We start from the raw sequence: 14966 nt of genomic DNA, 5'->3' as shown, positions 1-14966 counted from the left end.
GCGTCATAGCAGACTGGCCGGTCAACCGGGTCAGCGAACTGCTTCCGTGGCGCATAGCACTGCCAGCTGAATAACACATCCCCGTCAATACGGCCCTCGCTGTACGCTTACTTTTGTTCGGACTGCTTATGGCCTTTTTCCACTGGTGGCGCAGGAAAGTTAACCGGCTGCCACCATGGGATGACGTGTAAACCGTGCAGGCATGTTTTCACGTGGTGACGCTTTCATTGGGGGTCTACGCCGGAACCCCAATATTGTTCACATACATGAATTTGAAAAACTAAGCGATACTGCTGTCCGTACCTTATAAACTTATTTCAACGCTTCCGGCAGCGTCACAATCCACAGTTCACTGTCAGACTCCGGTTTCTCCAGTGGCTTCACTCTGAGGGTCGTTTCAACCTGCTTGTCGTCAAGCGTCAGCTTTCCTTCCGCGTTCACCCGATAATCCTTGAATGTCTTGCCCTCGACCGGATGTTGCATCGCCACCTTCACGCCAAAGTCGTTATCGTTCGCCACCGCCAGCGTTTTGCTGTCGATCAGCGCCAACCCTTCAGCCTTCTCCTGCTGCCAGCCCAAGGAGCGCAGATCAACAACCTGCGTTTTCTGCGCAAGGGTAATGCCGCGCTGTGACAGGGTTTTCTCATCATCAAACTCCGGATACTCACCCGGCTTGTCGAAGCCTGACAGGTCGCTCGCCTTATTGAGATCGACCTCGTAAATCAGGTTACGCATTCTGTTGTTTTTATCTCTTCCCTGTTCGATCAGCAGGATGTGCTGGTTATCGAGCGCCACGATGTCTCCGATTTTAGCGTCGCTGTTTTTGCTGTAGGCCGCGCTGTCGATAGGATAACCGTACATCGCGGTTTTTCCGCTTGCCGGATCGAAGCTCACCAGACGCGTAAACAGCGCCTTTTTCTTGCTCTTAGCGTCGATATCCAGCGTACTTTGCACGGCGACAATAATACGCCCGTCCGGCATACGGGTGAGGCCTTCAAAGCCGCGGTTCGCCTGACGCCATTTGAGGATATTTGGCAAACCGCCCGCAATCGCTTTTTCCCCTTCCGCCGCCTGCGGACCGTGGATTGCCAGGATTTTCCCTTTACTGTCGATGTTAATCAGGAACGGGCCATACTCATCGCACAGCCAGTAACCTCCTTTACCATCCGGAGTGATCCCTTCCGTATCCAGCCCGCGATTATCCCCCTTCAGTCTATGTAACGTGTCGCTGAAGGCCACTTCATTGGTGGAGCCAATCACGTCGCTTGCCAGCGGTAGACCGTTGATCGCGCCTTTATCGTCATGCAGAGGACGGGGATCGATGGCCTCCGCTTTGCCGTTTTGTACACGAATCGTCATCAGCAGCGGCGCGAAATCTGGCGTAACGAAAATTTTAGTTTCGTTTTTCCCCTCTTTCGGTGAATCCGCGTTCGGACCGCGATCGGTAATGGTTGCGAATGTCAGGGCATCGCCCTGTTTACCGGTGAACAGCAGGCCAGAACCTATCCCAACCGGAAGGCCGTTCGGGAATGCACTGGCAAATGCGCCGGCGTAGTTCACGTGCGTGCCTTCTGGAAAACTGACGACATAGCGCTCAGCCGTAGGTTGTGCCGCCAGGGCAGAGAAAGAGAGCGTACAACCGATTAGCACGGGAATAATTTTTCTTTTCATATTGTTAGCATCTATAAAGTGAAGATCACACTACACCATAAAGAAGAAACGAGTCAGGAAAATGACATCGAATGGCAACATGCGCGGGCCTGAGGCCAAAGAAATGTAAAACACTGTTGTTATTTGTAACAACGGAAACATTTACGGAAATTATTTGTCTTTCTTCGTGATCAAAAATGCTGTGTCTTGTTGGATTGGAGTGATGAGGGCTGCGTTTAGGAAACGCCCTATATTGTACGGTTGCATTATCGCGGTAGGGGTAATGCACGTGTCAGTATGATGAGCTGACCACACTCACGTGGGTGGACTGGTATAACAATCGACGATTGCTGGAAAGGCAGGGCCATATCCCACCGGCAGAAGCAGAAAAAGCTTATTATGCTTCCATCGGAAACGATGATCTGGCAGCCTGAGTTCACAGATAAAACACTCTCCAGGAAACCCGGGGCGGTTCAATTGCTGGATAAGATCATAACGATACACCGGGTTAAACAGGTGGTCACTGCTTCACTGAAGCTGCGTGATTATGATGGTCAGGTAGCAGAAGCTATGCCCATGATACAAAAATGACGAAAGCCGAAATGTCTGAAAGCGTGTGTATTACCTGAAAATATGACCGGCTCCGGGGTACGTAACCGATTCAACAAAGCCAATCGATATTACAAAACGAGAGGGACTATATATTTCGTTTTCAGATAAGACTCCTTGAGAGATTATCTTTTATGTAAAATCTCAAATATCACCTGATGTAATGTCAATGATAATATTAAGTGCGCTCTGAACAACATCTTTCTTGGTGTGATTAACATCTGACAAAAAGAACATCAGCTTCTTTATTATGTTCTTGTTGTTTATTATTTCACGCTCACAGAATAAAGCGTTGACTGCCTCTTCTATGACATTTCTCTCGTAAAAAAATTGAGAGTTAGCTTCATATAAAATATTGGCCAATTTTTCACCAAAAACCATATTATAATAATCACTGTGCATCTTTCTCCCCCAGGGTTCAGTCAATAATTTTACCATGCCTAATTATGACAGGTGTAACAAGCATATTTTGCTATATAAATAAAATACATAATACTGATTATTGTAAGAACAGGAAGCAGACTAATGGTTTTTTTTTGTGAGCACATTCCTTCTTATGTAGGAAGAGGCTGTATTATATTCAGTCAACTCTTTTTTACTAAAAACATTATCTATGCCATCAAAGTTGCCTGCTAGCTAATTTTTAGGATATCGCCTTGTCGTGGATTATGCACTCTAAACATGTAGAAGGTATTCATTACAAATACACAGACGGCCATCTTTTGTAAAATGGATGCCGTTTTAAGTGAGATTATGATTTTCAAATTGTTCCGGACTGAGACCGCCACACCAACTGTACCATCGCCAGCGATTGTAATCGCACTCGATATAATTAAGTAAGTTTGCTGATTTTGCTGTTTACTGCGACAGATGTAAAGCTGTGGTGATTCATGCAGACTAAGTTCACGGACTCCGGCAGTAACACCGATGCATTCTGCAAGCTTCAGATCTTAACTACGAAATTCATGCGAATGGTGTTTACGTTTTTTTACTGGTTGAAACTGTTTTGTCTTGTGAGTCACCTCTGACTGAGAGTTTACTCACTTAGCCGCGTGTCCACTATTGCTGGGTAAGATCATTACCGAAATCCCCATCCTTTAGGGCAGTGAGGATGTCAATAATAGCAGACCACATCATGAGTCATTCTGACCGACACATGTCAGAAGCAGAGGCTCCATCCCATTTTATACCTACCTTATAACACTTAGAAAAACAACATGTTAAAAATGTCTATTGGAAACAATTTTATTTCCAATTGTAATGATAACCATTCTCATATTAATATGACTACGTGATAATTAACTTTTGATGCACTCCGCATGTCTGACCGCGCCACTACCACAGCTTCCTTAACGTTCGAGTCGCTTTATGGCACACATCACGGCTGGTTGAAAAGCTGGCTGACGCGCAAACTCCAGTCTGCTTTTGATGCAGATGACATTGCCCAGGACACTTTTTTGCGGGTAATGGTCAGCGAAACGCTCTCGACGATCCGCGATCCTCGCTCCTTCCTCTGCACTATCGCCAAACGCGTGATGGTGGACCTGTTTCGCCGAAACGCGCTGGAAAAAGCGTATCTGGAGATGCTGGCGCTTATGCCGGAGGGGGGAGCGCCTTCACCTGAGGAACGCGAAAGCCAACTCGAGACCCTACAACTCCTCGACAGCATGCTGGACGGGCTAAACGGCAAAACACGTGAAGCGTTTCTGCTTTCGCAACTGGATGGTCTGACATACAGCGAGATTGCGCACAAACTCGGTGTTTCCATCAGCTCCGTGAAAAAATACGTGGCGAAAGCCGTCGAGCACTGCCTGCTGTTCCGTCTGGAGTATGGGTTATGAATCCTTTGTTAACCGATTCCCGCCGTCAGGCGCTGCGTTCAGCTTCCCACTGGTATGCCGTGCTAAGCGGCGAGCGCGTCAGCCCACAACAGGAAGCGCGCTGGCAACAGTGGTATGAACAGGATCAGGATAACCAGTGGGCCTGGCAGCAGGTTGAAAACCTGCGCAACCAGCTTGGCGGTGTGCCTGGCGACGTTGCCAGCCGGGCGTTGCACGATACCCGCCTCACCCGCCGTCACGTGATGAAAGGATTACTGCTGTTGCTCGGCGCTGGCGGAGGCTGGCAGCTCTGGCAGTCGGAAACCGGCGAAGGTCTGCGGGCAGATTACCGCACCGCCAAAGGCACAGTCAGCCGTCAGCAACTGGAAGATGGCTCCCTGCTCACGCTGAATACCCAAAGCGCGGCGGATGTGCGTTTTGATGCGCATCAGCGCACCGTCCGGCTCTGGTACGGTGAAATCGCCATTACTACCGCGAAAGATGCCCTGCAACGCCCCTTCCGTGTCCTGACCCGTCAGGGCCAGCTCACTGCTTTAGGGACAGAATTTACCGTCCGCCAGCAGGATAATTTCACGCAGCTTGACGTTCAGCAGCACGCTGTGGAAGTGCTTCTCGCCAGTGCCCCCGCGCAAAAACGCATCGTGAACGCTGGTGAAAGCCTGCAGTTCAGCGCCTCTGAGTTTGGCGCAGTGAAACCGCTGGATGACGAGAGTACAAGCTGGACGAAGGACATCCTGAGCTTCAGCGATAAACCGCTGGGTGAGGTGATAGCCACGCTAACCCGTTACCGCAACGGCGTGCTGCGCTGCGATCCCGCCGTTGCCGGGCTGCGCCTGAGCGGGACGTTCCCGCTGAAAAATACCGATGCGATCCTGAACGTTATCGCGCAAACGCTTCCCGTTAAAATTCAGTCTATTACGCGGTACTGGATAAACATTTCACCACTGTAAGGAAAATAATTCTTATTTCGATTGTCCTTTTTACCCTTCTCGTTCGACTCATAGCTGAACACAACAAAAATGATGATGGGGAAGGTATGACGCCGTTACGCGTTTTTCGTAAAACAACACCTTTGGTTAACGCCATTCGCCTGAGCCTGCTGCCGCTGGCCGGTCTCTCGTTTTCCGCTTTTGCTGCACAGGTTAATATCGCACCGGGATCGCTCGATAAAGCGCTCAATCAGTATGCCGCACACAGCGGATTTACCCTCTCGGTTGACGCCAGCCTGACGCGCGGCAAGCAGAGCAACGGCCTGCACGGCGATTACGACGTCGAGAGCGGCCTGCAACAACTGCTGGACGGCAGCGGACTGCAGGTAAAACCGCTGGGAAATAACAGCTGGACGCTGGAGCCCGCGCCCGCACCAAAAGAAGATGCCCTGACCGTGGTCGGCGACTGGCTGGGTGATGCGCGTGAAAACGACGTATTTGAACATGCTGGCGCGCGTGACGTGATCCGCCGTGAGGATTTCGCCAAAACCGGCGCAACCACCATGCGTGAGGTACTTAACCGCATCCCTGGCGTCAGCGCGCCGGAAAACAACGGCACCGGCAGCCACGACCTGGCGATGAACTTTGGCATCCGGGGCCTGAACCCGCGCCTCGCCAGCCGCTCGACCGTCCTGATGGACGGCATCCCCGTCCCCTTCGCCCCTTACGGTCAGCCGCAGCTTTCACTGGCTCCCATTTCGCTCGGCAACATGGATGCCATTGACGTGGTACGCGGTGGTGGTGCGGTGCGTTACGGACCGCAGAGCGTGGGCGGCGTGGTGAACTTTGTTACCCGTGCCATTCCGCAGGACTTTGGTATCGAGGCGGGCGTGGAAGGTCAGCTCAGCCCAACCTCTTCACAAAACAACCCGAAAGAGACGCACAACCTGATGGTGGGCGGCACAGCGGACAACGGTTTTGGCACCGCGCTGCTCTACTCCGGCACGCGCGGCAGTGACTGGCGCGAGCACAGCGCCACCCGCATCGACGACCTGATGCTGAAAAGCAAATATGCGCCGGATGAGGTGCACACCTTCAACAGCCTGCTGCAATATTACGACGGTGAAGCCGACATGCCCGGTGGCCTGTCTCGCGCGGATTACGACGCCGATCGCTGGCAATCCACCCGCCCGTATGACCGCTTCTGGGGTCGTCGCAAGCTGGCGAGCCTGGGCTACCAGTTCCAGCCAGACAGCCAGCATAAATTCAACATTCAGGGGTTCTACACCCAAACCCTGCGCAGCGGCTACCTGGAGCAAGGCAAACGCATCACCCTCTCGCCGCGTAACTACTGGGTGCGCGGTATTGAGCCACGCTACAGCCAGATCTTTATGATCGGCCCTTCCGCGCACGAAGTGGGCGTGGGCTATCGCTATGTGAATGAATCAACGCATGAAATGCGTTACTACACCGCCACCAGCAGCGGGCAGTTGCCGTCCGGCTCAAGCCCTTACGACCGCGATACGCGTTCCGGCACCGAGGCGCACGCCTGGTATCTGGATGACAAAATCGACATCGGCAACTGGACCATCACGCCGGGTATGCGTTTCGAACATATCGAGTCATACCAGAACAACGCCATCACAGGCACGCACGAAGAAGTGAGCTATAACGCACCGCTTCCGGCGTTGAACGTGCTCTATCACCTGACTGACAGCTGGAATCTTTATGCAAACACTGAAGGCTCGTTCGGCACCGTACAGTACAGCCAGATTGGCAAGGCTGTGCAAAGCGGCAATGTGGAACCGGAAAAAGCGCGAACCTGGGAACTCGGTACCCGCTACGACGACGGCGCGCTGACGGCGGAAATGGGGCTGTTCCTGATTAACTTTAACAATCAGTACGACTCCAACCAGACCAACGACACCGTCACTGCACGTGGCAAAACGCGCCATACCGGGCTGGAAACGCAGGCACGTTACGATCTGGGTACGCTAACGCCAACGCTTGATAACGTTTCCATCTACGCCAGCTATGCGTATGTGAACGCGGAAATCCGCGAGAAAGGCGACACCTACGGCAATCTGGTACCATTCTCCCCGAAACATAAAGGCACGCTGGGCGTGGACTACAAGCCAGGAAACTGGACGTTCAATCTGAACAGCGATTTCCAGTCCAGCCAGTTTGCGGATAACGCCAATACGGTGAAAGAGAGCGCCGACGGCAGTACCGGCCGCATTCCCGGCTTCATGCTCTGGGGTGCACGCGTGGCGTATGACTTTGGCCCGCAGATGGCAGATCTGAACCTGGCATTCGGTGTGAAAAACATCTTCGACCAGGACTACTTCATCCGCTCTTATGACGACAACAACAAAGGCATCTATGCAGGCCAGCCGCGCACGCTGTATATGCAGGGGTCGTTGAAGTTCTGATGTGTTAACGCCCGGCTTGCCGGGCTTTTAGCTGGAATGTGATTATGTTGGCATTTATCCGTTTTCTTTTTGCAGGCCTGCTGCTGGTGATCAGCCACGCCTTTGCCGCCATGGTTCAGGACGAACACGGCACGTTTACACTCGAAAAAACGCCACAACGGATTGTGGTGCTGGAACTCTCGTTCGCCGATGCGCTGGCCGCCGTGGACGTCAGCCCGATCGGTATTGCCGACGATAACGATGCAAAACGCATCCTGCCCGAAGTGCGTGCGCACCTGAAACCGTGGCAGTCCGTCGGAACGCGCGCGCAGCCGAGCCTGGAAGCCATTGCCGCTCTGAAACCAGACCTGATCATTGCCGACAGCAGTCGCCATGCGGGGGTTTACATCGCCTTGCAGCAAATCGCGCCGGTACTGCTGCTTAAGTCCCGCAACGAAACCTACGCTGAAAATTTGCAATCTGCGGCTATCATCGGCGAAATGGTGGGTAAAAAGCGAGAGATGCAGGCACGTCTGGAACAACATAAAGAGAGGATGGCGCAGTGGGCCAGCCAGCTTCCCAAAGGGACACGCGTGGCCTTTGGCACATCACGCGAACAGCAATTCAACCTGCATACTCAGGAGACCTGGACCGGCAGCGTGCTGGCCTCTCTGGGGCTGAACGTTCCCGCTGCGATGGCGGGTTCGTCCATGCCGTCCATCGGCCTGGAGCAACTGCTGGCGGTCAATCCTGCCTGGCTGCTGGTTGCCCACTATCGCGAAGAGAGCATTGTTAAACGCTGGCAACAAGATCCGCTCTGGCAGATGTTAACCGCCGCGCAGAAGCAGCAGGTTGCTTCGGTCGACAGTAACACCTGGGCGCGGATGCGCGGTATTTTTGCTGCAGAGCGTATTGCCGCTGACACGGTAAAAATCTTCCACCATCAGCCGCTTACCGTTGTGAAATGACCGCGATAAAACACCCGATGCTGCTGTGGGGGCTTCCCGTTGCAGCACTTATTATTATTTTCTGGCTGAGTCTGTTTTGCTACTCGGCCATTCCTGTTTCCGGAGCAGATGCAACCCGCGCCCTGCTGCCTGGACACACGCCAACGCTACCAGAAGCGCTGGTGCAAAACCTTCGTTTGCCACGAAGCCTGGTCGCCGTTCTGATCGGCGCAAGCCTGGCGCTCGCGGGCACGCTGCTGCAAACCCTGACCCACAACCCAATGGCCTCTCCTTCACTGCTCGGCATTAACAGCGGCGCGGCGCTGGCTATGGCGCTTACCAGCGCGCTGAGTCCGACGCCGATTGCAGGCTATTCTCTGTCGTTCATCGCGGCATGCGGGGGCGGCGTGAGCTGGCTGCTGGTCATGACCGCAGGAGGCGGATTTCGTCATACCCATGACAGAAACAAACTGATCCTCGCGGGTATCGCGCTGTCGGCCTTTTGTATGGGCCTTACCCGCATCACCCTGCTGCTGGCCGAAGATCATGCTTACGGCATCTTTTACTGGCTGGCAGGCGGAGTGTCCCACGCCCGCTGGCAGGATGTCTGGCAGCTCTTGCCGGTGGTGGTCACTGCAGTCCCTGTCGTGTTACTGCTGGCGAATCAACTGAACCTGCTCAACCTCAGCGACAGCACCGCCCATACGCTGGGAGTGAACCTGACGAGGCTACGTTTGGTCATCAATATGTTAGTGCTGCTTCTGGTTGGTGCGTGCGTCAGCGTGGCAGGTCCGGTGGCGTTTATCGGTCTGCTGGTGCCACATCTGGCGCGCTTCTGGGCAGGCTTCGATCAGCGCAACGTACTGCCAGTGAGCATGCTGCTGGGGGCCACGCTGATGCTGCTGGCAGATGTACTCGCACGCGCGCTGGCCTTCCCCGGAGATCTGCCCGCAGGCGCAGTGCTGGCGCTGATTGGCAGCCCTTGCTTTGTCTGGCTTGTGAGGAGGCGAGGATGAAAATTGCGCTGGTTATTTTCATCACCCTTGCCCTGGCGGGCTGTGCGCTGTTATCACTCCATATGGGAGTGATCCCCGTGCCGTGGCGCGCGCTGCTGACCGACTGGCAGGCCGGACGCGAGCATTATTATGTATTGATGGAGTACCGACTGCCGCGCTTGCTGCTGGCACTGTTTGTCGGTGCAGCCCTCGCCGTGGCGGGCGTGCTGATACAGGGGATTGTGCGCAACCCTCTGGCATCACCGGATATTCTCGGCGTTAACCATGCCGCCAGCCTGGCCTCTGTGGGGGCTCTACTTCTTATGCCGTCACTGCCCGTGATGGTGCTGCCGCTGCTGGCCTTTGCGGGCGGCATGGCGGGGTTGATATTACTGAAGATGCTGGCAAAGACCCACCAGCCGATGAAGCTGGCGCTCACCGGCGTGGCGCTTTCTGCATGCTGGGCCAGCCTGACGGATTATCTGATGCTCTCGCGCCCGCAGGATGTGAACAACGCCCTGCTGTGGCTGACCGGCAGCTTATGGGGCCGTGACTGGAGCTTTGTGAAGATTGCCATCCCGCTGATGATTTTATTTCTGCCGCTGAGCCTGAGTTTTTGCCGCGATCTCGACCTCCTTGCACTCGGCGATGCGCGCGCCACCACGCTCGGTGTGTCGGTGCCCCATACCCGATTCTGGGCTTTGTTACTAGCTGTCGCCATGACATCTACCGGCGTGGCCGCCTGCGGCCCGATTAGCTTTATTGGTCTCGTGGTGCCGCATATGATGCGTAGCATCACCGGTGGACGTCACCGCAGACTGCTGCCTGTTTCAGCCCTGACAGGTGCGTTGCTGTTGGTGGTTGCCGATCTGCTGGCGAGAATTATTCATCCCCCACTGGAGCTCCCGGTTGGCGTGCTGACCGCCATTATCGGTGCGCCGTGGTTTGTCTGGTTGCTTGTGAGAATGCGATAAATGACTTTACGAACTGAAAATCTGACGGTCAGTTACGGGACAGACAAGGTACTTAACGACGTTTCACTCTCACTGCCAACGGGGAAGATCACCGCCCTGATCGGCCCTAACGGTTGCGGGAAATCGACGCTGTTAAACTGTTTTTCGCGGCTTTTAATGCCGCAGTCTGGCACCGTATTTCTCGGCGATAATCCCATAAATATGCTCTCATCACGCCAGTTGGCCCGCAGGCTTTCGCTGCTGCCTCAGCACCATTTAACGCCAGAGGGGATCACAGTCCAGGAGCTGGTTTCGTATGGTCGTAATCCCTGGCTGTCACTCTGGGGGCGTCTCTCCGCTGAAGACAATGCACGAGTTAATGTCGCCATGAACCAGACCCGGATCAATCATCTTGCCGTTCGTCGGTTAACCGAGCTTTCCGGCGGTCAGCGCCAGCGCGCATTTCTGGCGATGGTCCTGGCCCAGAATACGCCCGTTGTATTACTTGATGAGCCAACCACCTATCTTGATATCAATCACCAGGTGGACCTGATGCGGTTGATGGGCGAACTCCGGACTCAGGGGAAAACGGTGGTCGCTGTGCTGCACGACCTTAATCAGGCTAGCCGGTACTGCGATCAACTGGTGGTAATGGCAAACGGACATGTTATGGCGCAAGGCACACCAGAAGAGGTGATGACCCCAGGATTGCTGAGAACAGTATTCAGCGTGGAAGCGGAAATACACCCCGAGCCGGTATCTGGCAGGCCGATGTGCCTAATGAGGTAGATTGCACAGGCCGTAAGAACCAAACCACGACTGAATGAAACTGGACTGGCGCCAGCAAGCCTGTTCAGACTGGGGCTGAACTTTTCCGGACTCTGAAAGATTACCAATACTCATCGTCCATCCGCTTGCTTTAGGCTGACAGGTTCATAATCAACGCAAACCAGAGCTGTACAGGCTTGGGCGCGGCTTTCAAACCAGTCGTGATCACGGCAATCAATTTTGAACTCTGCTTAACGGACATTTCTGTATAACCCTTACGGCAACGAAAAACGCGAAGTTAAAATTTTAGAAACCCAAAAACGTGACATGACTAAGTTTAGATTTCAGGGGGGGAGATCAAAAAATTTCGCTCTGTGCCAGAGCGGACATTCACGGAGCTGGTTCATTACCAATGAGGTTGGGCTTTTGAGGATAAATCAATGATCAGACGCCAACGTAAATCAAAAGCAACCCTGGAACGGAATTGCTAATCCAGTTTCTGACCATCGATTTTTCTAAAAAGTGTGCGTTTGCTACTACTTAGGTAGGTGCAGCTTTCTTAATCACCGGCAGCCACGTTATACAGGCCAGTTGATGGATCGATTGTTATCAATGATATCTTCATGAGTCGGTGTCTCACCCAGCTTACCGAAGCTGGCATAAAGTGAAGGCAGACGGGCCCGTCCTTCTCCCTTTTTCGCCAGAGGGAAAGCGCGAAGCATGGTGGCAGCCTCCCAGTCACAACAATAGGATGGTGTGCACGGCTGCTGACGCCATGATTCAGCGATAGAGCCGGAAAATACGGGGTCAAAGCCGGTATCATTAACCAGAGTCATCGTGACCTGTACTGCGGCTGGATGATCTCCTGCTACTGCAACTGCTAGGCGACCGCGGCTCCCTTCAGGTAGTCTGTTGTGGTCAACTAAAACTGGCCTCCGCGTTAGAGTTTTTCCAGTATCGGTTTTCTGATTCGTTTGGTGGTAACCCACCATTATATTCGTGCGGTCTTAGTGCGCTGTAATATCCAACGATATAGTCCGTTATTGCGTGAGCTGCATCGCTGAAGCTTACATAGCCCGTCGCTGGCACCCATTAGTTCTTCAGACTCCTGAAGAAGCGCTCCATTGGGCTGTTATCCCAGCAGTTTCCACGCCGGCTCATACTCTGTCTGATCTGGTATCGCCACAGTAACTGCCGGAACTGCCTGCTCGTATAATGACTGCCTTGATCGCTTGGAACATCACCCCGACGGGCTTACCACGGGTTTCCCATGCCATTTCCAGTGCTTTCATGGTAAGCCTGCTGTCCGGCGAGAACGAGATGGCCCAGCCCACTGGTTTTCTTGCGAACAGGTCGAGAACAACGGCGAGGTACGCCCAGCGCTTACCCGTCCAGATATAGGTCACATCACCGCACCACACCTGATTTGGTTCCGTTACGGCGAACTGTCGCTCAAGATGATTCGGGATAGCAACGTGCTCATGACCGCCACGCTTATACCGGTGAGTCGGCTGCTGGCAACTGACCAGCCCCAGCTCTTTCATGAGTCTGCCAGCAAGCCAGCGCCCCATCTGGTAGCCTCTCTGGGTTGCCATTGTGGCGATGCTTCTTGCTCCGGCAGAGCCGTGGCTGATGCCATGCAGTTCAAGTACCTGGCTGCGTAATACAGCCCGTCTGCCGTCTGGTTTTTCAGGACGGTTTTTCCAGTATTTGTAGCTGCTGCGATGGACCCCGAACACATGGCAGAGAGTGGCCACAGGATAACGCGCCCTGAGTTTCCCGATTATCGAAAACTGTTCAGGGAGTCTGACATCAAGAGCGCGGTAGCCTTTTTAATATTTCATTTTCCATTTCAATACGTTGTAGCTTTTTCCTGAGCTCACGGATTTCAATTTGTTCCGGGGTAATGGGGGAGGCTTTTGGTGTTTTTCCCTGCCGCTCATCACGTAATTGTTTCACCCATCGCGTCATTGTGGAAAGGCCGACATCCATAGCGCTGGCTGCATCTGCCACGGTGTATTTCTGGTCAACGACCAGTTGAGCGGATTCGCGTTTAAACTCTGCGCTGAAATTTCTTTTTTCATTATGGCACCTGTGTTGTTCTGAGGTGAGCATATCACCTCTGTTCAGGTAGCTAAATTTAGTGTGCCACCTCAAGGTTCTTAGTGAGCCGTTTTTAAAAGATATGATAATATATTATTGTTTATAAATTGTTGATGTTTGATTTAGTAGTATATAAAGTTCACCACCTTTATTAGGCTTTCCTTTTATCTCTACTTACTGGGTGCCAGAAACTTTAAATTTTAAACGGAGGGGGCATTTTGTTTAAAGCAAATCATGTTCCGGTATTAATGTATCATCATGTCAGCCATTGCCCAGGACTGGTTACACTTTCTCCCGAGACATTCCGGAAACAAATGAAATGGTTGGCTGAAAACAACTGGAAAACACTGTCATCAGATGAACTGGAGTTTTTTTATCGGGGCGGAAAACTTCCCCGTAAAAGCGTTATGTTGACATTTGATGATGGATACCTTGACAACTGGTTTCAGGTATATCCTTTATTAAACGAGTTTAATCTCAAGGCACATATTTTTTTAATTACCAGTTTTATTGGAAATGGTCCGGTTCGTCACTCTCCTGGAAAGGAATATTCTCATCGCGATTGCGAACATCAAATAGCAACCGGGAATGCTGATAATGTTATGCTTCGCTGGTCTGAAGTGAACGAAATGTTGCAATCTGGTCTGGTCGAATTTCATGTTCATACACATACTCATACACGTTGGGATAAAAAGTTCACTTCACGAGAAGAACAGTGTAAACATCTTCGGCAGGACTTATTGAGCGGGAGAGAATATTTAAAAAAAATGACAGGAAAATGCAGTAAACATTTGTGTTGGCCGGAAGGTTATTATAACAAGGATTATATTCAGATCGCTGAAGAACTTGGATTCCATTATTTATATACAACAGAAAGAAGAATGAATGCTCCTGCTAAAGGAACTACACGGATAGGAAGAATAAGCACCAAGGAACGGGAAAATTGCGTATGGCTGAAAAGACGACTTTTTTATTATACAACACCGTTTTTTTCATCGTTGCTGGCCCTTCATAAGGGGCCAAGATTACCGGATGACTAATAATGAATATACTATTTACGGAATCATCACCGAATATAGGTGGTCAGGAATTACAGGCTGTTGCTCAAATGAAGGCCCTGAAGAAAATGGGGCATTCAGTTCTGCTTGTCTGCAGGGAGAACAGCAAAATTGCTTTTGAAGCCAGTAAGTTTGGAATTGATATCACATTCGCGTTATTTCGAAACAGTCTTCACATTCCTACTGTATGGAGATTACTCGGAATAGTTCATAGTTTTCAGCCCGATGCAATCGTTTGTCACAGTGGACATGATAGTAATATTGTTGGTTTGGTACGGTTTTTTACCTGGAAACATCCATTCAGAATTATCAGGCAAAAGACATATTTGACACGAAAAACAAAATTTTTTTCAATAAATCATTTTTGCGATGAGGTGATTGTTCCCGGAACAAATATGAAGACACATCTGGAGCAGGAAGGATGTCGAACTCGGGTTACTGTTGTGCCTCCTGGCTTTGATTTCCAGGAATTATACGTTGATTCCCGAAACAGTTTGCCTCCGAGTGTTCTTTCCTGGCTGGCGTCCCGAAGAGGATGCCCCGTAATTGCTCAGGTAGGAATGTTGCGCCCGGAAAAAGGGCACGAATTTAGGTGATGCTGCCAACTTACTGATTTAGTGTATGATGGTGTTTTTGAGGTGCTCCAGTGGCTTCTGTTTCTATCAGCTGTCCCTCCTGTTCAGCTACTGACGGGGTGGTGCG

General features: G+C 52.0%; 13 protein-coding genes and 8 pseudogenes. 14 read left to right on the top strand and 7 right to left on the bottom strand.

Annotated features, from left to right (window positions below):
- On the top strand, positions 1–74 hold a 74-nt coding region (locus ACJHX3_RS23825), incomplete at its 5' end, for a hypothetical protein (RefSeq protein ID WP_369758957.1).
- A gap of 39 nt (positions 75–113) precedes the next feature.
- Positions 114–191: pseudogene (locus ACJHX3_RS23820) on the top strand (DUF6404 family protein); the annotation flags it as partial.
- Between the two features lie 121 nt (positions 192–312).
- On the opposite strand, the gene ACJHX3_RS23815 reads toward ACJHX3_RS23820, so the two are convergent.
- Entirely contained in the window at positions 313–1671 is a 1359-nt protein-coding gene (locus tag ACJHX3_RS23815; protein ID WP_000823243.1) for an esterase-like activity of phytase family protein, read from the bottom strand.
- A 281-nt stretch (positions 1672–1952) separates the two neighbouring features.
- Here ACJHX3_RS23815 and ACJHX3_RS23810 point away from each other — a divergent pair.
- A pseudogene (locus tag ACJHX3_RS23810) lies at positions 1953–2084 on the top strand (IS3 family transposase); the annotation flags it as partial.
- Positions 2085–2148: 64 nt separating this feature from the next.
- Positions 2149–2279: pseudogene (locus ACJHX3_RS23805) on the top strand (IS5/IS1182 family transposase); the annotation flags it as partial.
- 124 nt (positions 2280–2403) lie between these two features.
- Here ACJHX3_RS23805 and ACJHX3_RS23800 read toward each other — a convergent pair.
- The 4 genes and pseudogenes from ACJHX3_RS23800 to ykiE all read right to left on the bottom strand — a co-directional run bounded on the left by ACJHX3_RS23800 (position 2404) and on the right by ykiE (position 3442).
- On the bottom strand, positions 2404–2697 hold the full coding sequence (locus ACJHX3_RS23800) for a biofilm development regulator YmgB/AriR family protein (RefSeq protein WP_000239862.1): 294 nt from the start codon (positions 2695–2697) through the stop codon (positions 2404–2406).
- A 303-nt stretch (positions 2698–3000) separates the two neighbouring features.
- A pseudogene (locus tag ACJHX3_RS23795) lies at positions 3001–3099 on the bottom strand (IS3 family transposase); the annotation flags it as partial.
- Positions 3099–3303: pseudogene (locus tag ACJHX3_RS23790) on the bottom strand (hypothetical protein); the annotation flags it as partial. The pseudogenes ACJHX3_RS23790 and ACJHX3_RS23795, both read right to left, overlap by 1 nt.
- A gap of 70 nt (positions 3304–3373) precedes the next feature.
- Positions 3374–3442: pseudogene (gene ykiE, locus ACJHX3_RS23785) on the bottom strand (protein YkiE).
- Positions 3443–3578: 136 nt separating this feature from the next.
- Here ykiE and fecI point away from each other — a divergent pair.
- The 7 genes from fecI (at position 3579) to fecE (ending at position 11124) form a co-directional block, all read left to right on the top strand.
- Complete coding sequence (gene fecI / locus ACJHX3_RS23780) at positions 3579–4100, top strand: RNA polymerase sigma factor FecI (protein WP_001283626.1); 522 nt, start codon at positions 3579–3581, stop codon at positions 4098–4100.
- Positions 4097–5050 carry a ferric citrate uptake sigma factor regulator FecR gene (gene fecR / locus ACJHX3_RS23775; RefSeq protein WP_001068910.1) on the top strand — a complete coding sequence of 318 codons (954 nt, stop codon included), beginning with the start codon at positions 4097–4099 and terminating at the stop codon, positions 5048–5050. Before fecI ends, fecR begins: the two co-directional genes overlap by 4 nt.
- Before the next feature lie 86 nt (positions 5051–5136).
- On the top strand, positions 5137–7461 hold the full coding sequence (gene fecA / locus ACJHX3_RS23770) for a TonB-dependent Fe(3+) dicitrate receptor FecA (protein ID WP_000188248.1): 2325 nt from the start codon (positions 5137–5139) through the stop codon (positions 7459–7461).
- A 44-nt stretch (positions 7462–7505) separates the two neighbouring features.
- A complete protein-coding gene (gene fecB / locus ACJHX3_RS23765; protein WP_000879153.1) occupies positions 7506–8408 on the top strand; it encodes a Fe(3+) dicitrate ABC transporter substrate-binding protein FecB in 903 nt (300 codons plus the stop codon).
- Entirely contained in the window at positions 8405–9403 is a 999-nt protein-coding gene (fecC, locus tag ACJHX3_RS23760; RefSeq protein ID WP_000125175.1) for an iron-dicitrate ABC transporter permease FecC, read from the top strand. The genes fecB and fecC overlap by 4 nt, the downstream gene beginning before the upstream one ends.
- On the top strand, positions 9400–10356 hold the full coding sequence (fecD, locus tag ACJHX3_RS23755) for a Fe(3+) dicitrate ABC transporter permease subunit FecD (RefSeq protein WP_000684856.1): 957 nt from the start codon (positions 9400–9402) through the stop codon (positions 10354–10356). Before fecC ends, fecD begins: the two co-directional genes overlap by 4 nt.
- Positions 10357–11124, top strand: coding sequence for a Fe(3+) dicitrate ABC transporter ATP-binding protein FecE (gene fecE / locus ACJHX3_RS23750; RefSeq protein ID WP_000175457.1), 768 nt, complete (start codon positions 10357–10359; stop codon positions 11122–11124).
- A gap of 557 nt (positions 11125–11681) precedes the next feature.
- On the opposite strand, the gene ACJHX3_RS23745 is transcribed toward fecE, so the two are convergent.
- Together ACJHX3_RS23745 and ACJHX3_RS23740 are read right to left on the bottom strand one after the other, a co-directional pair.
- Positions 11682–11939 carry a hypothetical protein gene (locus tag ACJHX3_RS23745; protein WP_000177057.1) on the bottom strand — a complete coding sequence of 86 codons (258 nt, stop codon included), beginning with the start codon at positions 11937–11939 and terminating at the stop codon, positions 11682–11684.
- Positions 11940–12021: 82 nt separating this feature from the next.
- Positions 12022–13218, bottom strand: a pseudogene (locus ACJHX3_RS23740) (IS3 family transposase).
- Between the two features lie 185 nt (positions 13219–13403).
- Here ACJHX3_RS23740 and ACJHX3_RS23735 point away from each other — a divergent pair.
- The 3 genes and pseudogenes from ACJHX3_RS23735 to ACJHX3_RS23725 form a co-directional block, all read left to right on the top strand.
- On the top strand, positions 13404–14246 hold the full coding sequence (locus tag ACJHX3_RS23735) for a polysaccharide deacetylase family protein (RefSeq protein WP_160371899.1): 843 nt from the start codon (positions 13404–13406) through the stop codon (positions 14244–14246).
- A 2-nt stretch (positions 14247–14248) separates the two neighbouring features.
- Positions 14249–14854 (top strand): annotated as a pseudogene (capU, locus tag ACJHX3_RS23730) (putative hexosyltransferase CapU); the annotation flags it as partial.
- A 56-nt stretch (positions 14855–14910) separates the two neighbouring features.
- Positions 14911–14966, top strand: a 56-nt coding sequence (locus tag ACJHX3_RS23725) for an IS1 family transposase (RefSeq protein WP_097491765.1), incomplete at its 3' end; no start/stop codon positions are given.

Source organism: Escherichia sp. WS1265 (genome assembly GCF_046487585.1).
Lineage (GTDB): Bacteria > Pseudomonadota > Gammaproteobacteria > Enterobacterales > Enterobacteriaceae > Escherichia > Escherichia coli.
This window is presented reverse-complemented; position numbering and strand designations above follow the sequence as displayed.